At 42.6% G+C, this 20,807-nt stretch carries 11 protein-coding genes and 1 pseudogene; 10 read left to right on the top strand and 2 right to left on the bottom strand.

The features are described from left to right. The first annotated feature begins 725 nt into the window (after positions 1-725). Positions 726-2,381: an HNH endonuclease signature motif containing protein gene (locus TOL5_RS22195; RefSeq protein ID WP_199980842.1), complete on the top strand. Its 1,656-nt coding sequence runs from the start codon at positions 726-728 to the stop codon at positions 2,379-2,381. Between the two features lie 550 nt (positions 2,382-2,931). Then, positions 2,932-4,164, top strand: a complete 1,233-nt coding sequence (locus tag TOL5_RS22190; protein ID WP_123785431.1) for an ATP-binding protein — start codon at positions 2,932-2,934, stop codon at positions 4,162-4,164. A 271-nt stretch (positions 4,165-4,435) separates the two neighbouring features. Here the strand turns inward: TOL5_RS22190 and TOL5_RS22185 are convergent, their stop codons facing one another. Beyond that, on the bottom strand, positions 4,436-4,765 hold the full coding sequence (locus TOL5_RS22185) for a DUF4236 domain-containing protein (protein WP_004726791.1): 330 nt from the start codon (positions 4,763-4,765) through the stop codon (positions 4,436-4,438). Between the two features lie 208 nt (positions 4,766-4,973). On the opposite strand from TOL5_RS22185, the gene TOL5_RS22180 reads away from it, so the two are divergent. The 8 genes from TOL5_RS22180 (at position 4,974) to TOL5_RS22145 (ending at position 20,416) form a co-directional block, all read left to right on the top strand. Next, positions 4,974-5,840, top strand: a complete 867-nt coding sequence (locus TOL5_RS22180) for a WYL domain-containing protein (RefSeq protein WP_199980843.1) — start codon at positions 4,974-4,976, stop codon at positions 5,838-5,840. A gap of 10 nt (positions 5,841-5,850) precedes the next feature. After that, positions 5,851-6,462, top strand: a complete 612-nt coding sequence (locus tag TOL5_RS22175) for a DUF1819 family protein (RefSeq protein WP_100834298.1) — start codon at positions 5,851-5,853, stop codon at positions 6,460-6,462. A gap of 16 nt (positions 6,463-6,478) precedes the next feature. Further along, the gene (locus tag TOL5_RS22170) at positions 6,479-7,054 is read left to right on the top strand and encodes a DUF1788 domain-containing protein (protein WP_004281985.1); all 576 of its coding nucleotides are present in this window, start codon (positions 6,479-6,481) and stop codon (positions 7,052-7,054) included. Between the two features lie 41 nt (positions 7,055-7,095). Beyond that, positions 7,096-10,773, top strand: a complete 3,678-nt coding sequence (brxC, locus tag TOL5_RS22165) for a BREX system P-loop protein BrxC (RefSeq protein WP_199980844.1) — start codon at positions 7,096-7,098, stop codon at positions 10,771-10,773. Positions 10,774-10,819: 46 nt separating this feature from the next. Beyond that, positions 10,820-14,305: a BREX-1 system adenine-specific DNA-methyltransferase PglX gene (gene pglX / locus TOL5_RS22160; RefSeq protein WP_199980845.1), complete on the top strand. Its 3,486-nt coding sequence runs from the start codon at positions 10,820-10,822 to the stop codon at positions 14,303-14,305. 43 nt (positions 14,306-14,348) lie between these two features. After that, positions 14,349-16,973 carry a BREX-1 system phosphatase PglZ type A gene (gene pglZ, locus TOL5_RS22155; RefSeq protein ID WP_199980846.1) on the top strand — a complete coding sequence of 875 codons (2,625 nt, stop codon included), beginning with the start codon at positions 14,349-14,351 and terminating at the stop codon, positions 16,971-16,973. A 29-nt stretch (positions 16,974-17,002) separates the two neighbouring features. After that, complete coding sequence (gene brxL, locus TOL5_RS22150; RefSeq protein WP_199980847.1) at positions 17,003-19,042, top strand: protease Lon-related BREX system protein BrxL; 2,040 nt, start codon at positions 17,003-17,005, stop codon at positions 19,040-19,042. A gap of 222 nt (positions 19,043-19,264) precedes the next feature. Next, a complete protein-coding gene (locus TOL5_RS22145; protein WP_005176703.1) occupies positions 19,265-20,416 on the top strand; it encodes an IS4-like element ISAbe18 family transposase in 1,152 nt (383 codons plus the stop codon). Positions 20,417-20,445: 29 nt separating this feature from the next. Here TOL5_RS22145 and TOL5_RS22140 read toward each other — a convergent pair. Further along, a pseudogene (locus tag TOL5_RS22140) lies at positions 20,446-20,682 on the bottom strand (hypothetical protein); the annotation flags it as partial. Positions 20,683-20,807 lie beyond the last annotated feature (125 nt).

Raw genomic sequence — 20,807 nt, 5'->3', positions numbered from 1 at the left:
CTTTGTCAAAATCTGATTTGCCAAGCAAAGGCCTGGGTTTCCGCGAATTTGATTTTTTGTTTTAATTATTCTCATGATTTTAATTCATTGAGGCCCTTTCATAGAATTAAAAAATAAATGTAGGTAGTGCTTCAAAAAGTATGCTGCATAGATTTTGAGATAAATAGGCATCCTTGGGGGTATTGAAAATACAGGGATTTTTTCGGTTAAAATTTTTAAAAAATAAGCCAGCATTAAACTTGAAACACCACCAGAAAATGAAAAAAAGTCTAATTTGGTTTGACCAAAGAAAAAGATACCCATATGATAATTACGTTACAGCAAAATCTGTAATCGGGCGTGGAAACCTGAAAATTACTACAGAAGCATTAAAACCGCTTTAGCGGTTTTTTTGTGCTTATTATGCTTAGTTTGCCATTATGGTAGGCCAGGCAGGGCAGTCTATGACTGGCCGTCTTCTGTAGTGCGGTATTTCCACCCCTGTTTGGTCTACCTCCATCTCGTGGAAAAGATGGTTGTAGATAGTCAACTCTAAACTACAGGTACTAAACATGAAGATTTTATTATCTAATCCCCCCATTTCTCTTATCTTAGGTCTCTTTTGTTAGCGCTGACTGGATATTGACGGTCATTTAATTCACAGCTTTAACCAAATCGAACTATATACATTTTCAAATTTCGTACTTGAGCGAAAGTAGGAAAGTGTTGCCTGGAGAAAATAAGAAATGGGTTCTACACGACTATTGACCAATATTATTCAGCGTAAAGTCATGTTGCCAGAAGAAATGTCACCTTCAATGCAGCGTGACAATTTTGAAGTGGCACTGACTGATTTTGAAAAGCATCCAATCATCAAATGTTTATTTAAAGCGGATAACCAGCGTTCTACGGAATGTTGGAGCGTGCAAGAAATTGCAAACTTTATTGAGGATTGCACAGAAGATCAAAACATCAATTTATGCATTTTGTATTGGAAAGATATACACAGCAATATTTACATTATTGATGGAGCACATCGTCTTTCCTGTATCTATGCGTGGATTAATAGATATTTTGCGGATGAGCAAGTCACTCAAGCACCTAATTTCAATGATCCACAAAAACAAGATATTCGTTACCTCCGCAATTATTTAGGAGATCTCGCTGATTTTCAAAGAATTTGCACTGATGCTGAATTTGCAGAAAAAAAGTCGAAGTTAGAAGATATTAAAATCAGTTTCAGGCAGGTACTGGGGACTCCGGAAGATGCGCGACGGGTATTTCAATCTATTAACTCAGATACTAAACGTTTAGATAAATATGAGGAATATCATCTCAGAAGTCGCGGGAGTGACGCCTATTATGCGATCTATGCCTGTTGTTATATCAATGACAATAAATCTAACTTGGAAGAGCTCCAATATACACGTTTAAATGAGCTGATTGAGTTAGGGGAGAGGATCCATCAGCTCCTTTTTTCGACCATTTTATTAGACAATGAAATGAGTCATGGCAAAAAAATTGGCTTGGTCAATGAGTTGATGAATATCATTGCTGGTGATCAGATTCATAATATTATGAGTCTGAATCAGGGGGAACGCGTTGAAAACCTGATGTCGCATCTGTTGACCATTCTTTGCAGAATAGCGACGCCTGTAAAAAATACTGGGGTTCCGAGTTTGGGCTTTCATCCATACTTATATTTTTATAAGGACCAGCGTTTTCAGATTACTTCTTTTCTTGCATGGTTTTCAATTGTGTATGAAATTCATGAAAGCCTCATGCAGATTCATCATCGAACGATTAGTTTCAAAGACTTCACCCGGGTACGCCGTAGTATTGAGTTCTTGATTGCTAATTTCCCCGTGGCGACCACTGAAACGGTCGGCAAGTTCGGCAGTGGTATCAAGGGCTATGATCGGCTACAAATTGTCTATAAAGCCTTTATTTGCTTAAGCTTGGAAATGGAAGTTGATTTTGATGATGAGGAATGCCTGAATACCTTTATTCTGTCCATGTCTAAGGCCTTCAAGTACATAAACTTTAACGAGTTTTATGTCGAAAGATTTTTGGGTGGTTATGATGATGCAGTGGTCAAGCATGTGGTGGGATATGTGGAGTCGATTAGTCCAATTTCTCGGTCAAAGCCCAAGGCCTTTTCGGCATTAACCAAGAGTCTGCTTAAGCACAATTTTCTGGTGGGTAATCATAACTTTTGCCTCATTTGTGATGGATTGATCTATCTTGATTCTACTGAATCGGATCATCGGATTGCCAAAGCCGTAGGTGGGCAAGGCGTTCTAGAGAATGGTCTGCTGGTTCATCCCATCTGTAATAGAATGAAATCAGATCTGAGTCTGGAAGAGATTAGAGCGGATTTGTTTGGTGAATTACTGTATTAATCAACAGAGCGATGAGCTCATTTTTGCAGATGTATCAATCATTAATCACATGATTTAACTTTTGATACATTCAGCCAATGTGGTTATTTTTAATTCAGTCCAGAATCACAACCAGAAACTAGCTGTAGTTTCTGAATGACCGTCAAGGTCCTTAGTTTCGCCCATAGATTCCCTCTGTGGGCTTTTTTTTGATCAAAAATTGTATAGATGCTCTAAAATAAACCTTTTAGCATTTCATAAGCAATTAGGATTAAGGCTGAGACCATCAGCACAACAAAAATGAGTTCCACTCTAGTTAACATATTAATTCCTTTTACTTTTCACTTAATTTATATAGCAGTTAAGTCGCAGCATCAATGACATAACATGACATGGAAAATAATTAAAAAGACAGAATTTGGATTTTTATCAGATCTACTGTTTGCATGCTTCAACAGTAGCTTTGAATGTTTCACTTAAACTTTAAACTTTTTTTAAAATTGAATATTTTTACATCTAGGTTCTAAACTTTGATAGAATTAATTAAAACTTTAGATTTCAAGTGTAAACAATGCGAAGCACTAATATTCGACGTGATGGCTACTTAAAATTTCTGAATACATGGCAAGACCGTGATGTCATTAAAGTGCTTTCGGGTGTACGTCGCTCTGGAAAATCCACCTTGTTAGCGATGTTTCAACAAGACCTAAAAGCACAGGGTGTACAAGCCGAAAACATCATTGCTATCAATTTCGAATTTATGGAATTTGAAGAACTCACAGATTACCGTAAACTACATGATTATGTACTGTCTAAAGTTGATAAAAGCAAAAAAAACTATGTTTTTTTAGATGAAATACAACATGTTACAAATTTTGAGAAAGTAGTCGACTCTTTATATGTTCGGGATTATATCGATTTATATATTACAGGCTCAAATGCATTCTTTCTAAGTGGAGAACTTGCGACTTTACTTACAGGACGCTATATAGAGCAACACGTTCTACCTCTGTCATTCCAAGAATTTAAACAGTGGCATATTGAAAATAATCCGATCATCCAACAATTATCCAATCGTGATTTGTATGCCATGTATACGCGCAGTAGTTTCCCTTATACGCTTGCCATGACTAGCCAGCAGGAAACTTATGATTACTTGCAAGCGGTCTATGCCAGTGTAATGTTTAAAGATGTTATTCCCCGTTTGAATACGGCCGATATTAACTCTCTCGAGCGTGTCGCAAGATATTTAGCAAGCGTGACAGGCTCACCCATTTCCATCAATAAAATTAAAAATACCTTTGTTTCAAGTGGGGTTAAGATTTCATTTGAAACAGTAAAACGCTATATTCAGGGCTTACAGGACAGTTTGTTATTTTATAGTGCCGCACAATTTAAAGTACGCGGGCGTGAGTTATTACAATCCTCTGAAAAATACTATTTAGTTGATGTCGGATTGCGCCGGATTATGTTGCCTGATGCTAATGCTGATCAAGGTCATATCTTAGAAAATGTGATTTATCTTGAGCTTGTCAGACGAGGTTATACGGTCTATGTAGGGCGGGTTGATGAATATGAAATTGATTTTGTTGCTGTCGATACTTTACAGAATTTAACTTATTATCAGGTGGCATTAGAAACGCTCAATGAGGAGACACTCAGCCGAGAGTTACGTCCATTACAGAAAATTTCTGATTCGTATCCCAAGTATTTGCTTACCTTAGACACGATAGGGACTGAAGCGAATTATAATGGTATTGTAAAAATGAGTGCTCTCGATTGGTTGCTATCTGAAAATAAGTAAAGTTGAGGGTAGACATGGATACTCTTATTTATTAATTAAAACTCAAAGACTTTTCAGCATCATTCAAGAATGTATTCAAGCATAATTTCTGCTCCAATTGTGATGGATCAATTTACCTCGATTCGATTGAGTCAGACTATCATGATTGAGCCAGAGTCGCTTACTGAAAGTAGCGAGAATTGCGCTGGAGTTTCTGAAGGATATTAATTCCTTAGTTTGCCCATTCATCCATCTGGGCATTTTTTTTGATTAAAATACAATGCTGTTCTTGCTAAAAAATGACGGCACCCACAATAAAACACAATATTCCAAAAATAATCCAAGGCCAGATCTTTGTCTTTGGTTGTTCTAAATTCTGAGGATTATATTCCGTGTGTTCTAGCGATGTCGGTTGTGGAACACGGGTCTTTTTAGAGTAAGGCTGGTGTTTAGAGTAAGATAGTCCCGTACCTGGAATACCGACACTGGTTCGCGTACCTTTTTTTCCAATATTTAGAGAAGCACCAGGTTTGCCAATGCTGGCACTGCTGATGCCTTTATGGGTCAGATTAATTTTAAAACCCGGGAATAATTTAATACTTTTACGAAATCTAAAACCCATATTTCTCTCATTCTAAAATTTAGCTCAATTTACGCTCTACACCAGGATCCATGATCTGCTAGAGATCGTACTTTGACGGCTATCATCAGGATACTAGTATATTTTTTATCTGATGATTGCAATACTACCTTTAAATACCGTCAAAAATGTTTACTGTATATTTGCTGTAGGGTAATCTTAAAGCTGCTATTTATTGACTGATTGGTATATGACGACAGATAAGCATGAAGTCCTGCTACGAATGCGAGCGATCGAGCTGCTTGTATACTGGGAAGGTCGTTTGGTTACCAATCGTTTGATGAGCTGGTTTGGACTTAGTCGACAGCAGGCTTCTGCGGATATCAAGCGCTATAATACGCTGTATAACCCCGATGCCTTGATTCATGACCCCTCCGTCAAGGGTTATGTGCCTAAAGCCAGCTTCCAGCCTGTACTGACTACAGCGCATATCAATGAATATCTCAATATGCTCTCGGGCTTGGTCAGTGAATCGCATGCCCTGATTGCGATGCCAGAACCGAATCTTGCAGCAGTTCAATTACCTGATCGCAGTGTACGTCCTGAAGTGATTCGGAAAGTTTTGCGTGCCTGCCGAAACCAAAACACTTTAAAAATGATTTATGCCTCCATGCAGAATCCGCAGTGGCATGAACGCATCATTTCCCCACACACCCTGGTGTATACCGGTTTTCGCTGGCATGTCCGTGCCTATTGCCATCAGAGCAAGCAGTTTAAGGACTTTTTACTCTCCAGAATTGATCGCACACCTGTTGTGGTGGCGATTGAGTCAGTAGACCCTGCTCAGGATCAGCAATGGCATGAAGAAATTGTACTGACGCTGATCCCTAATCCAAAATTGAATGAAGCTCAAAAAGCGCTAGTTGAAAAAGACTTCGGCATGCCTGATGGCAGATTACAGATTCCGGTGAAAAAAGCCCTGGCTCACTATACCTTGCAGCGATATCAGGCCGCGATCACGCTGGCTGAGGCGGATGATGCCTTGAAATATCCCTTGGTACTACAACGCTCAGATATCGAAAAGCTGTCGTCTTACCTGTTTGATCAGGCCTCATAGGAGATTGGCTATGTTAGAACAATTTCATTATGACAGTGACCTGATTGGTGGCTCCCTGATGGTGCGTGAAAGCCGGTTGATCGCGGATCTGTTATTACGAGAGGCGACTCCAGAACAATGGCATCAGGCCATTCAGATTGACAATATTCTGCAAAAAAGAACGCCTGCTTCAGCTCAACGTAACGCCACTGCCATTCGTAAGCGTCTTGAGCGCTTAGAGCCTGATTTCTGGAAAGCACTACGTGATGGGGATGATGAGCTGGCGACCCAGGTGGCTTTTTGTGGCGCATTGGAACGCAACCTATTGCTGCTTGAGTTTATGGAAACAGTGATGAGAGAGGCCTATATCTCCCAGGCTCAATACCTGGACAGTTATATCTGGTCAGACTTTCTGGATGAGCGTTCACAACGCGATCTTGATATCTGTGATTGGAAAGAGTCCAGCAAGAAAAAAATGGGGCAGGTGGTGTTTCGCATGCTGGCAGAAGCCGGTTACTTAAAAAGTACCCGTAAGCTGGAGTTGCAGCGTGTGATCGTCAGAGCAGAGCTGCGTAGCCTGTTGGAAGAACATTATAAACAACGCATTAAAAGATCTATGGAAGTGTCGCTATGGACGCGGTAGTTGTAGAGGGGCAGCAATGAGTCAAAAAATACATGAGCGTCTAAATCAGATTCCAGAGCGAATACTTTCCACCGAGTTTCTCACCGGTCAAGGATTGGGCAATGAAATTGGCTTCTGGATTTTTGATTATGCACCTGAAGATGAGTTGAAAGTGCGCGAATATCTGCATTTTCTAGACGGGATGCTGGAGAAAAAACACAGTCAGCTGAAGGTGGTGAATATCAACCTGCTGCAAGCCGTGGTGGATTATCTGGCTGAGCGTAACTTCATCGATAAAGCCATTCAAATGCAAAAAGCAAAAGGCGATGAAGCGCTGCTCAAAGCCTTAAAGGGCCCACTGCATATGGATAAGTTCGCGCCTTATCTGGTGAGTAAATATGCTACCAATGCGCAAGATATTGTGTTGATGACTGGGGTAGGGTCGGTTTGGCCACTGTTACGTGCCCATCACTTATTGAATAGTTTGCATTCGTTACTGGGGCATAAGCCAGTGGTGCTGTTTTACCCAGGCTATTACGACGGTCAAGCGATGAGTTTATTTGGAAAAATTCCAAGTAACAATTACTACAGAGCATTCAGATTAGTGCCTTAAACACGGCAAATAGAAATAAGAATTCGGGGGAATGGATTGAGATGAACATTAAAGAACTTTTTTACAAGCCATTAGATCGTGCGATAAACGGGGTGGTCAAGGCAGACCAGAATGACAATACCACGGTTTATCAGGAACTCGATGAGTATGTGGTCACCAATGAACTGGAAAAGCATTTTCGTGACTTTTTCCAGTCTTATGGTACAGACCTGAGCGATCCTTCGATTGCCAACCGGGTCGGCGTATGGATTTCAGGCTTCTTTGGTTCAGGTAAATCACATTTCCTGAAAACCTTGTCGTATATTCTGGCCAATAAAGTGGCACGTGATGCGCAAGGTAACGAACGCAGTGCTGCAGAATTCTTTGATGAAACTAAAATCCGCGATGCATTTATCCGTGCCGATATTGGCAAGGCCGTCAGCCATCATGCCGATGTCATCCTGTTTAACATCGACAGTAAAGCCAGCTCCAATGATGATGGCAATCCTATCCTGAATGTGTTTTTACGGGTGTTTAATGAGTATCAGGGTTTTAGTGCTGACCATCCACATATTGCCCATATGGAACGTCATCTGAGCCAGAAAGGCGTCTATGAACGCTTTAAACAGGCTTTTGAAGAATCCAGCGGCATGTCTTGGCTAGAAGAACGTGACGGATATCAGTTCTATCAGGATGATGTCGAAACTGCGATTTCTCAGGCACTCAACCTATCAGCAGAAGCAGCGCATAAATGGTTTGAGGATTCTGAGCAGACCTTTAGTGTTTCGGTTGAAAACTTCTGTCAGTGGGTGAAAGAATACCTAGACAGCAAAGGACCACAGCAACGGATGTTGTTTCTGGTGGATGAAGTGGGGCAGTTTATTGGCAGCGATACCCGTTTGATGCTGACCCTGCAAACCATTACTGAAAACCTGGGTACGATCTGTAAAGGCCGGGCCTGGATTATCGTCACCTCACAGGCAGACATCGATGCTGTTTTAGGTGAGATGTCTTCTTCCAAAGCCAATGATTTCTCCAAGATTGCTGGACGTTTTAAAACCCGTTTATCGCTGTCCAGTTCAAATACCGATGAAGTCATCCAGAAACGTTTATTACGTAAAACCCCAGAAGCTGAAGCATTGCTCAGATCGGTGTTTGAGCAAAAGGGTGATATTCTCAAAAACCAGATTACCTTTGACCGTTCAGGCCCAACCCTCAAGAACTATGAGGGTCCAGACAGCTTTATCCATAACTATCCTTTTGCGCCGTACCATTTCCAGCTGGTGCAAAAAGTATTTGAAGAAATCCGTAAGGTCGGTGCGACCGGTGCACACCTGGCCTATGGTGAACGGTCCATGTTGGATGCGTTCCAGATGGCCGCCAATGCGATTGCTACAGATGAAGTCGGTGCTCTGGTTCCTTTCCACCGTTTCTATACTTCAGTGGAAGGATTTCTGGATACAGCAGTGAAGCGTACCATCGACCAGGCAGGGCAGAATAAGACCCTGGATGGTTTTGACGTACAGATGCTGCGTACCCTGTTCATGATCCGCTATGTCGATATCATCAAAGGTACCTTGGATAACCTGGTGACTTTGTCGATTGAGAAAATTGATGAAGATAAGCTGGCATTACGCAAGCGGATTGAAGAAAGCCTAATGCGTCTGGAAAAAGAGAGCCTGATTACGAGGAATGGTGATGAGTTCCTGTTCCTGACCAATGAAGAACGCGATATTACCCGCAAAATTAAAGCCACTGACTTAGCAGCTTCAGAAGAAAATAAAGCATTAGCCGAGTTTGTTTTTAAAGATTTACTGCGGGATCAGAACAAATACCGCCATCAGGCCAATAAGATGGACTATCAGATTGGACGTTTCCTGGATAGTCATAGCCTGGATGGCAAGTATGAGAGCGATTTAAAAGTTGAGATCATTTCTCCACTGGATACTGAATATAACCTCTATACCGAAGCTTTCTGTATTGGTAAAAGCGCCGAGGCCGAAGGGCAGGTGCTATTTAAACTGGCAGACGATAAACAGTTCTTTAATGAACTGCGCACCTGGCTGAAAACCAATAAATTCATCCGCTTAAATGATGATGGTACCCAATCCGATATCACCCGTATTCTGGCAGACCGTGGCCGAGAGAACCAGGAGCGTAAAAAACGCCTGCGTGCCCGGGTCGAAGAAATGTTGCTGGACGCGGAAAGTTATGCCTTGGGTCAACATTTACAACTTTCATCTTCAAGTCCAACCACCAAGCTGGATGAGGCTTGTCGTTATTTGCTAGAAAACACTTATACCAAACTGAGCTATCTGCAAGTCTATCAGCAGGATGCCTGGCGTGAACTGAACGCTGTTTTGACTGTGGATGATATGGCGCAGTTAGGCCTGTCACTGAATGGTGGGCAGAGTAATCCAAAAGCCATGCAGGATGTCGAACAATACATCTCGCTGCGTGCAACCGGTACCGAACGTATTCTGGTATCGGATGTGGTGGATCGTTTTGCCAAACGTCCTTATGGCTGGCCAGATGCCGAGATTTTACTGCTGGTAGGTCAGCTGGCTGCAATGGGTCGGATTTCACTACAGCTAGGTGCAACATTGCAGTTAAAGGATGCCTTTGAGCCTTTACAGAACAGCCGCCGTCGTCGTGATGTTACAATCATGAAAAAACGCCAGACTGACGATCAGGTATTAAAACAGGCGCGTCAGCTTACTCAGGATCTATTCTCGGTAATGGGACCCTCGACCGAAAAAGAGCTATTTGAATTCTATTTGCAGCATTTTAAGACTTGGTTAGCCAACTTTAAGTCCTATAAGAGTAAAACTGATGTTGGGCAGTTCCCGGGCAAGAAAGTGATTGAAAAGTCGATTCTGACTTTGGAGCGTTTGCTGGCCAATAGTGACAGCTTTGATTTCTTTAAGGCCGTGGTCGAGAACAAGGACGACTATCTTGATCTGGAAGAAGATTATCGTGACATTCATGAATTCTTTAGCAACCAGATGCCAAGCTGGCAACAACTGCAACAGGCCTTACGTCATTTTGAGAAAAACAAACAGGCGCTGGGCAGTGATGATGTGGCAAAAAAAGCCCTCTCCGAATTACATCGTATTTTCACCCTTGAATCGCCCTATGGCCTGTTAAATAAAGTGGCTGATTTGGTTCGCACTGTGGAAAGCGTCAATGAGCGACTGTTGAGTGAGAAGCGCAATCAGGCGATAGAACACATTGATGACAAAATCAAGCAGCTGGAAGCCGAGATTAAAAACAGTGGCATCGCCACCGCTGAGCTGAGTAACAAGCTATTACGCCCACTACAACTGCTGAAAACAGATATTGAAGTGGAAACTAGCCTGTCCACCATCTATATGCTGCAAACCCAAACCAGCGTCGAGCGTTTTGATGAAGCCTTGTATGAGCTGGAACGAGAAGTTCAGGCTGAAATTCAACGTCAGGCCAAAGCGGCACAACTGGCTCAGAGCAAAGCCGAGAGTGTGGCGAGCTCAGCAACCACCACCAGCCCAGTTACATCAACACCTGCTGCGAGTCCGATAAAGCCCGCAATCGCCGTAGTGCCACCGAAACCTGTTGTCGAAGTCGATGTCGCCAGCATTTACAGCAAAACCTCCAGCAGTGTCTATCTGGAAACGGAAGAGTCAGTGGATCAGTTTGTAGATGCACTCAAAGCTGAACTGAAAAAAATCGTGAGTGATAAAAAGCGTGTGCGTATCCGCTAACTCGGGTTAGGGATATCGGCATCAGTAATTCATTTAAGGTTGAACTATGAACACCAGCAATATTAAAAAATACGCACCGCAAGCACGTAATGATTTTATCGCAGCGATGCGCAAGCAGGCGGCCAAATATGGCATCACCGCAGACAGCATTTTACCGGCAGAACAGAAAGGCGACTTGCTGCTGATTGGCGATCAGGTTTTTCCGCTGTCGGTGCTGAAACCACGTGAAAAGCTGATCAAGCGCATTCAGGCCAGCAGTTTTGAGCAGACGATTGATTATATTGCCTATAGCTGGTTTAACCGTCTGTGTGCCATTCGCTACATGGAGTGCAAAGGCTTGCTGGATCATGGTCGCCGTGTACTGAGTAGTTCCGATGGCAGTGCAGGCTTGCCACAGATTTTGGAAGAATGTCTGGATATTGACCTACCGGGTTTAGAAGCCAGCCGTGTGGCTGAGCTCAAACTTGATGGCAATAAAGACGAAGAGCTGTATCGTGAATTGTTACTGGCGCAGTGTCATGCGTTGAATCAGGTGATGCCACTCCTGTTTGAACAGGTCTCTGATGAATCTGAACTGTTATTACCTGACAATTTGACCAAAACTGATTCTTTGATTCGTGATCTGGTCAGCAGCATTCCAGAAGAAGACTGGTCGGATGTGCAAATTATTGGCTGGCTGTATCAGTTCTATATTTCTGAAAAGAAAGATCAGGTGATTGGTAAAGTCGTCAAGAGTGAAGACATTCCTGCAGCGACACAGCTATTCACCCCAAACTGGATTGTAAAATACCTGGTACAGAACAGTGTCGGTCGTTTATGGCTGATGGCGCATCCAGAAAGTACGCTGGCCAGTGAGTGGGAATACTATATTCAACCAGCGGAACAAAGTGATGAAGTTAATGCACAACTGAAACAGCTGATAGATGTACGCATTAGTGAAGATGGCGATACCTTAAACCCTGAAAGCTTAACTGTGCTGGATCCTGCCTGTGGTTCGGGGCATATTTTGGTGGAAGCCTATGATTGCTTAAAAGCAATTTACTTAGAGCGTGGCTACCGTAGCCGTGATATTCCACGTTTGATTCTGGAAAATAACCTGTACGGGATTGATATTGATACCCGTGCGGCACAGTTGGCCAGTTTTGCGCTATTGATGAAAGCGCGTGAGGATGACCGCCGTTTATTTAGCAATCCACCGAAGCTGAATATTATTGCGTTACAGGATAGTCAACCTGAGCGTTTGGAAGTATTTAGCCAAGATTTAGCAAGTGCCAATATTGCTCAGGCAGATTTAAAAGAATTACTGGACCTATTTGAACATGCTTCAACCTTTGGTTCTTTAATCCAAATTCCTGCATCATTTGCTAAAAAATTGCCTGATTTAGAAACCAAGCTGAATACAGCATTAGAGTCTGGTGATATTTTTGCACAGCAGTCAGCTCAAGAATTATTCCCTCTAGTACAACAGGCTAAATTACTCGGTAAGCAGTATGATGCCGTGATTGCGAATCCGCCGTATATGGGCGGTAAAGGCATGAATACAGTGCTGAAAGACTTTGCCAAAAAGAAATTCCCAGACAGCAAGTCAGACCTATTTGCCATGTTTATTGAACGTGGGTTTGAATGGTGCAAAGACAGTGGATTTAACAGCATGGTGACCATGCAAAGTTGGATGTTCTTATCTTCATATGAGGCATTCCGTGAAAAAATATTACGAGAGCGAACAATTCAGACGATGGCACATTTTGGCACAAGAGCTTTTCCAGAAATTTCGGGTGAAGTGGTGCAAACAACAGCTTTTGTGATGCAGGGTAAATATTTAAATGAGTTCAAACCTGTATTTTTTAGATTAGTAGACATTGAGCAAGACCAAAAAGAAGCAGTATTGAAACAAGGTTTAAATAGATTCGATACCACGATACAAGATGATTTTAATAAAATTCCAGGAAGTCCTCTTGCTTATTGGATAAATTCAATTGTTAGAAATTTATTTAATAATACTTCTGTTTCCGAATATTCAATTCAAGAAAGTAGCCAATGTTTGACGGGCGATAATAATAAATTTTTAAGATTTTCATGGGAGCTACAAGAAAGTAAAGTTGGGATTAATAAGAAATGGCTCTTCTATGCCAAAGGAGGAAGTTTTAGAAAATGGTATGGGAATATAGAAAATGTTGTTAATTGGAGCCCTGAAGCTATACACCATTATAGGACATCGAAAGTTCCTCGTATCATTCCAGAATATTTATGGTACAAACAAGGTATTACATGGAGTTTTATATCTTCAGTGACACCGAGTTTTAGATTTTTGCCTGAAAATGCAGTATTTGATGTTGGCGGAAGTTCAATCTTTTTTAAAGATAATCAAGACTTAAATTTTTTTCTAGGTTTATTGAATACACCCATTACTACCTTATTGGTAGGAATATTTAATCAAACTATGAATTTTCAGTTAAGAGATATTAGGAATTTACCAATATGTAGTTCAAAAGATGAAATACATAAATTAGTAAATGAATTAGTTACTCGCTGTCAAAAGATAGCTAAAAATGATTGGGACTCCTACGAAACCTCATGGGACTTTACTCAAAACCCAGTTATTCGTATGGGGCAGCCAAACCTAGAACAAGCATTTAACAGCTGGCAACAGCAAAATGCTGACGCTGTGGCAGAAATGAAACGTCTAGAAGAAGAAAACAATAAGCTGTTTATTGATGCTTATGGCTTACAGGACGAATTGACACCTGATGTTCCTGATGAACAAATTACTTTAACTCGTGCTGACCGTGAAAAAGACAGCCAGCGTTTAATATCCTATGCACTTGGCTGCATGATGGGGCGTTATAGTCTAGATGAATCTGGCCTGATCTATGCCCATGCAGATAATCAAAACTTTGATGCCAGCCGTTATCAAACATTCCCAGCTGATGCGGATGGCATTATTCCATTGACCGAAATGCATTGGTTCGAAGACGATGCTACACATCGTATCCAAGAGTTCTTAACTGCGGTTTGGGGGAGAGACACACTGGATGCCAATATGTTGTGGCTAGCAGAAAGCTTAGATAAAAAAGCCAATGAAACCGCTGAAGATACGATTCGCCGTTACCTAGCGAGTAAGTTCTATAAAGACCATATGCAAACCTATAAAAAGCGCCCGATTTACTGGTTATTCAGCAGTGGTAAGCAAGGCGCTTTCCAGGCATTGGTGTACTTGCACCGCTATAACGAAAGTACTTTGGCACGTATGCGTACTGAATACGTTATGCCACTCATTTCCAAAATGTCCGCTATGGCCAATTCTTTGGAAAGTGAAATCGAAAACAGTGATTCTGCTGCTGAAATCAAACGAAAAGAGAAAGAGCTGCAAGATTTGCATAAGCAACAGGCTGAACTCAGTAGTTTTGAGGAAAAACTGCGTCATTATGCCGATCAGCGTATTAGCTTAGATCTGGATGATGGGGTGAAAGTGAACTATGGCAAGTTTGGGGACTTGTTGGCTGAAGTGAAAGCTGTGACGGGGGAAAAGTGATGAATAGCTTTTCTTCCACACTAGATCATGCAGAGGTGGTTGCATGAACTTAAGTCAACTTCAGCAAGGCCTGGAACAAGCCTTTTATACTGAACAGCATCGAATTGTCTTTTGGTACGATGCAGAACAGTCATTTACTGAAGAAATCAAAGCCCTAGAGCTAAATGATGTCCAAATTTTGAATATGGCAGAAGAGTCGAGTCTGGCGATCAAGCTCAAACTGGAACTGCAAGATCAGCAGGGCAAATACTTGCTGTATTTCCCAAGCCCTGAGCCTGAAATTGAAAAAGACTGGTTACTGGACATCAAGCTCTATTCTCGCAGCTTCTATGCCGATCGTTTCTCGATTATCTTCAATGAGCTTGGGCTACAGCAACAAAGTTTAAGAGAACATCTGGCCAAACGTGAAGAATTCCTTAAAGCTAAAGCCCGTCTGAGCGCGTTAAGACGCTATATCCAGCCTGAGGCCGATGCCCAGGATCTGGACATGGCCATGATTGCAGCTGTGGTCAAGGCCGACAGTGCCGAGCTGATGCATATTGTCCTGGCACTGGCAGATGAAATGGTCCAGCAGAATCTGAGTCTGGAAGTAAATCCAGACTCCTTTGCTGAACTGGAAAAGTTCCAACTAGTGCCAGCTTTAGTCACAGCATTACAGGCGGAAATTGGTTATCCAGCATCGGTTGAAGAGTTGAATGGGGAAGTACCATTCAAGCTCGGTACGTTCTTTATCCGTTTGATGAGCACAGGTTTCTGTGAAAGCCTGGGCGATATACCGCTATGGGCTCAAGAACTGGTGATGTCATCTGTCAGTTCACGTGCGACGGCTAGAGCCTTCTTGTCACGCTGGAGAGATAGCTCCAAATACTACCCAACCTTTGATACGCTTTCCCAGACCGTGGCCAATGCACTGCGGATTCAGGAGAAGGTCGGGGCCTTTGATCTGAAGCAGCTGCTCGATGTCATGACCTTTGAAGTGATTGAACAAAAGATCATTGTTGATTTGGCCAGTCATATCCCTGCAGCAACCAAAGCTGAACTGGAACATTTCAGAACGATTATTTCTACCCGTCTGGATGGCTATTGGGCTTCCAAACATAAGGATGATGCAATACGCCGTAAATATCGCACGATCTATACAGCGTTGCAGGCAGCCATTGACCTGTTCAGCCTGCGACAGCAGTTTGATTCCGGGTTCTATTTCGACTCCAGCGAAGCCTTGTATAAAGCCTATGAACAGGAGTTGTATCGCTTTGATATGGCCTATCGCCACTACAGTGCTGCTTCTCAACGCGCTCATGTCGATATCCTGAAAAAACTTGATGAAGAAGTGGAAAATTGCTATTCCTACTGGTTTATTGACCACTTGGCACGAAACTGGGGAGAGCGTGTAGAAGCTGAGCAACGCTTGAATGTCTGGAAAGTGGCAGATATCCCAAATCAGCAGAACTTCTACGATACCCACGTCAGACCCTTACTCAATTCTGCAACGAAACGCCGTATTGTGGTAATTATCAGTGATGCTTTCCGCTATGAAGCTGCGGTAGAGCTGCGTGATCGTATCAATGAAAAGCGTTATTCTGAAGCGACCTTGTCTTCACAGCTGGGCGTTGTCCCAAGTTACACCACACTTGGCATGGCCTCGTTGTTGCCGCATCAGACTTTGGAGTACAAAGAGGCCGCAGGGGATGATGTTTTAGTAGATGGACAGTCCAGCAAAGGGATTGCAGCACGATCCAAAATTCTGGCTGCCTATAATGGATTGGCGGTTACCGCTGAAACGGTAAAAGGTTGGTCGCGTGATGAAGGCCGTGAAGCACTTAAAGACCATGATTTGATTTACGTTTATCACAACGTGATTGATGCTCGGGGAGACAGTGCCTCGACAGAATCAGAAACCTTTATGGCGGTGGAATATGCCATTGAAGAACTGACCGAACTTAGCCGCAAGATCTTGATGCATTTCAATATTTCTACCCTGTTGATCACAGCCGACCATGGCTTCTTGTTCCAGCAAAGTAAACTAGAATCTGCGGATCGTTCAAGCTTGACTGAAAAACCTGCCAATACATTGAAAAGCAAAAAACGCTATGTGATTGGGCATGGTTTACCAGAGAGCAAGGAAGCATGGAAAGGCTCAACCCAAGCTACGGCAGGCACACTATCTGCGACTGATTTCTGGATTCCAAAAGGGGCGAACCGTTTCCATTTTGTAGGAGGCTCACGTTTCGTGCATGGCGGTATCATGCCTCAGGAAATCGTGGTGCCGGTACTGACGGTAAAACAGCTGCGTGGTGAAAAGGCCGGACAACGAACCAAGCGTAAAGTTGAGGTTATTTCTACCAAATCCACGCTGAAAATGGTCAATAACATCCAGAAGTTTGATTTGATGCAAACTGAAGCTGTCAGTGAGCTGGTCATGCCAGTGACTTTATCCATTGCCATTTATGATGGGGATCTTAAAGTTTCCAGTGAAGAAACTTTGACTTTTGATAGCACTACCGACTCTGTTGCCGATCGGGTCAAACAGGTCAGACTGTCATTGTCCGGTACTGATTTTGACCGTAAGAAGGATTACTTCCTGGTACTGAAAGACAAAGACCTGAATATCGAAATGCAGCGCTATAAGGTCACCATTGATCTGGCATTTACCGATGACTTCTTCTGATAACGAATTAACGATAGAGCGTAGCCTACATGGAATCTGCTAACGATAAAGAACTGGATCAGCTGCTGAATGAACACTTTGCCGGGCGGGTGGTACGTAAGGATCTGACTAAACTGATCAAAGAAGGGGCCAATGTCCCTGTCTATGTACTCGAATACCTGCTGGGGATGTACTGTGCCTCGGATGATCCAGAGATCATTGAACAGGGACTACGTAACGTAAAGACCGTACTGGCTGAGAACTACGTCCGTCCTGATGAAGCTGAGAAGGTGAAATCCCTGGTCCGTGAACGTGGCAGTTATAAGGTCATTGATCGGGTGACCGTAAAGCTGAATGAGCGTAAGGACAAATACGAAGCCTCCTTTAGTAATCTGGGTATCAAAGATGCCGAAATCTCGGCAGGCATCGTTAAAGAGTATGAAAAATTACTTGTTGGTGGTATCTGGGTCATTGCTACGCTCAGTTATTATTTTGAAGAAGGACAAACCAATTCTCCATTTGGGGTGAGTTTACTCAAGCCGATTCAAATGCCGAATATGAATATGGATGAACTTTTCAGTGGCAGAGCAGCATTAAGCACTGATCAGTGGCGCGAGAGTTTAATCCGTTCGATCGGCATGGAACCGGCTTCGTTAAAAGAGGACGTGCAATGGCACCTATTAGCGCGTATGGTTCCTTTTGTCGAAAACAACTATAACGTCTGTGAGCTGGGGCCACGCGGTACCGGTAAAAGCCATATTTACAAAGAGTGTTCACCGAACAGTATTTTAGTCTCGGGTGGGCAAACGACTGTCGCCAATCTGTTCTATAACATGAGTAGCCGCCGTATTGGTCTGGTGGGGTTATGGGATGTAGTGGCTTTTGATGAAGTCGCCGGTATTTCCTTTAAGGACAAAGATGGCGTGCAGATCATGAAAGACTACATGGCATCGGGATCTTTTGCCCGTGGCCGGGAACAGATGGAAGCATCTGCTTCAATGGTTTTTGTGGGTAATATTAACCAAAGCGTCGAATCTCTGGTTAAAACCAGTCATCTCTTGGCGCCGTTCCCTGAAGCAATGATCGATTCAGCATTCTTTGATCGCTTTCATGCCTATATCCCGGGTTGGGAAATTCCAAAAATGCGTCCGGAATTCTTTACCAACCGTTATGGTCTAATCGTTGATTATCTGGCTGAATTCTTCCGGGAAATGCGTAAGCGTAGTTTTGCGGATGCCATTGAGAAGTACTTCAAGCTAGGGAATAACCTGAATCAGCGTGATGTGATCGCCGTTCGCAAGACGGTTTCTGGATTGATGAAGCTGCTCTATCCACACGGTCAGTTTAATAAAGAAGATGTACGGCAATGCCTGGAATATGCACTGCAGGTGCGCCGTCGAGTCAAAGAACAGCTGAAAAAAATTGGTGGTATGGAATTCTATGATGTGCATTTTAGCTATATCGATAATGATACCCTAGAAGAACATTTTGTCTCAGTCAAAGAGCAGGGTGGTGGCGGACTGATTCCCGAAGGTCCAGCCAAGTCAGGTTTCTTATATACCATCGGGCTCAGTAATAAAGGTATGCCGGGGTTATACCGCTTAGAACTTCAAGTGACCAAAGGTTCAGGAAAATTGGCGACATCAGGCTTATGGAATTCAAGCAGTGCCAAGGAGCAGGTCAAGATCGCATTTGACTACTTCAAGGCCAATGCATCCAGAATATCGGGTGGCAGTAAGGTGCTGGAACATGACTTCCACTTACATGTGGTTGAATTACAGAATACCGGGCCGCTCAGCCATCTTGCCTTACCAAGTTTAGTGGCTTTCGCTTCTGGCCTGTTAGGACGATCGGTACAAAGTCAGATGGTGGTACTGGGTGATATGAGCTTGGGTGGTTCAGTGACACCGGTGGAAAGTATTGCCGAATGTCTTCAAGTTGCTTTTGATGCGGGTGCCAAGAAGGTTGCTTTGCCAATGAGTAGTGCGGCAGATATCCCAACGATTCCTGTGGAACTGTTTACCAAGTTCCAGACCAGCTTTTATGCAGATCCGGTGGATGCTGTGTTTAAGGGGCTAGGGGTGGATTAATTTCATATCTGTCTGGAAGAGTTACAGTAGATTGTTTTAAATTCAGTTTCTCAAGTTAAACACCATGTTGTAAAAGCATAATACTGCCTCTTTTAAAGAGCTAGTATTTTAGGGGGGGATTACCCCACTGCTGTCCCATAGTTTGCTTTAAATAAAAAAACCTGAGTCCTAACAGTTAAAATATGAGTGCAAACAAACACTTTAACGACCAGGATTCAGGTTTTGTCACATCAGAATACCGTATTTCATGAGCTAATTAAACCTGTTGTGCGACAGGATTTTGAACAACTTGCTAAAGTACACCATGTTGGACAGAAATTTAGAGCGGCTTCCCGGTGGGATCAGTTTATTGCCATATTGATGTCTCAATTCTCTTGTAGGCAAAGTCTGAGAGATATTCAATCCAATTTGGAGTGCCAACAGGAAAAGCTGAGTCATCTCGGAGCAAAGTCTATTCCCCGAAGCACGCTGGCACGAATCAATGAGCAGCAGCCTGCTGCCTTGTATCAACAGCTATTTTACAAGTTGCTTAAATACTATGAACACTCAAAAGTAGCTCATAAATTTCGCTTTAAGAATCCCTTGTATTCCTTGGATGCCAGTCATATTGACCTGTCGCTTTCTTTATGTGAATGGGCCAAAGTTCACGACTCAAAAGCCAGCATGAAACTCAGTATAGGATTGAATCACAGCAATGATATTCCTGAGTTTGTTGCAGTTGAAAATGGCAAAGAAAATGACATGGTACAAGGCCGCAAATTCCAGTTTCCTGCTGGCAGCATTGTAGTTTTTGATAAAGGCTATGTCGATTACCAATGGTATGCAAATCTGACTGCTCAAAACATTGGATTTGTCACACGTTTTAGGCCTAAATCTGTGTATCAGGTGATCCAGCAACATCCAGTGCTTGAATCCAAAGGTATTCTAAAAGATGAAACCATTCAGCTGAATAGCGCACATGCCCTAAAAAGAAAAGCCCCAGTGTTAAGAAGAATTGAATATAGAGATCAGCAAAGTGGCAAGCACTTTAGCTTTCTCAGCAATAACTTTCATTTAGCCGCCTCCACCATTGCGGCGATTTATAAAGATCGTTGGAAAGTTGAGCTGTTCTTTAAGGCGATTAAGCAGAATCTCAAATTAAAAGCGTTTCTAGGCCGCAGCAGGAACGCAATTCAGACACAAATCTGGATTGCGATGATCGCCTATTTATTGGTGAGTTTCGCTCGACATTTAGGAAAAACAGGTTGGACAGTTCAACGTTTACTCAGAATAATTCAAGTGAATTTGTTTGAAAGAAGAACTTTAAAAGCTTTATTTTCACCCGATAAAATACCCATAAAACAAGAGGAAGCTCAAATGAGCTTCCTCTTGTGAAAAATTGTGGGACAGCAATGGGGATTACCCTTCATTTTTTCTTGATCAGATATCTGTTGTATTTTGACAGGATTTTGTTGATCTAAATATTTTTGATACCAAACACGCAATGTTTCAGGAGTACAACCGATTTTAGGAGCAATAGCTGTGATTGCTGCCCAAGTAGAAGGATAATCTTTTTCAGATTCAATTAGTAATTGAACCGCTCTTTCTCTGATTTCAGGGGTCAATTTTACTTTGCCATTTGTAAGGTAAAAGGGGGCAATTTTAGAATGCCGTTGACAATGTATCGCCTTTTGAGTTTGAAGCAATGTACAATGATAAGATTAACCCGTTAGGTCAGGTGGCCTAACTTAAATAAAAATTCTCCGACAAACCCGGTACGGTTCAT

The sequence above is a fragment of the Acinetobacter sp. Tol 5 genome (genome assembly GCF_019702905.1).
In the GTDB taxonomy this organism is placed as follows: domain Bacteria; phylum Pseudomonadota; class Gammaproteobacteria; order Pseudomonadales; family Moraxellaceae; genus Acinetobacter; species Acinetobacter bereziniae.
This window is presented reverse-complemented; position numbering and strand designations above follow the sequence as displayed.

What these genes read in the sequence shown, in the direction of transcription:
- TOL5_RS22195 (WP_199980842.1), top strand. Translation starts at nt 726, where the DNA reads ATGGGTTCTACACGACTATTGACCAATATTATTCAGCGTAAAGTCATG.
- TOL5_RS22190 (WP_123785431.1), top strand. Translation starts at nt 2,932, where the DNA reads ATGCGAAGCACTAATATTCGACGTGATGGCTACTTAAAATTTCTGAAT.
- TOL5_RS22185 (WP_004726791.1), bottom strand. Translation starts at nt 4,765, where the DNA reads ATGGGTTTTAGATTTCGTAAAAGTATTAAATTATTCCCGGGTTTTAAA.
- TOL5_RS22180 (WP_199980843.1), top strand. Translation starts at nt 4,974, where the DNA reads ATGACGACAGATAAGCATGAAGTCCTGCTACGAATGCGAGCGATCGAG.
- TOL5_RS22175 (WP_100834298.1), top strand. Translation starts at nt 5,851, where the DNA reads ATGTTAGAACAATTTCATTATGACAGTGACCTGATTGGTGGCTCCCTG.
- TOL5_RS22170 (WP_004281985.1), top strand. Translation starts at nt 6,479, where the DNA reads ATGAGTCAAAAAATACATGAGCGTCTAAATCAGATTCCAGAGCGAATA.
- brxC (WP_199980844.1), top strand. Translation starts at nt 7,096, where the DNA reads ATGAACATTAAAGAACTTTTTTACAAGCCATTAGATCGTGCGATAAAC.
- pglX (WP_199980845.1), top strand. Translation starts at nt 10,820, where the DNA reads ATGAACACCAGCAATATTAAAAAATACGCACCGCAAGCACGTAATGAT.
- pglZ (WP_199980846.1), top strand. Translation starts at nt 14,349, where the DNA reads ATGAACTTAAGTCAACTTCAGCAAGGCCTGGAACAAGCCTTTTATACT.
- brxL (WP_199980847.1), top strand. Translation starts at nt 17,003, where the DNA reads ATGGAATCTGCTAACGATAAAGAACTGGATCAGCTGCTGAATGAACAC.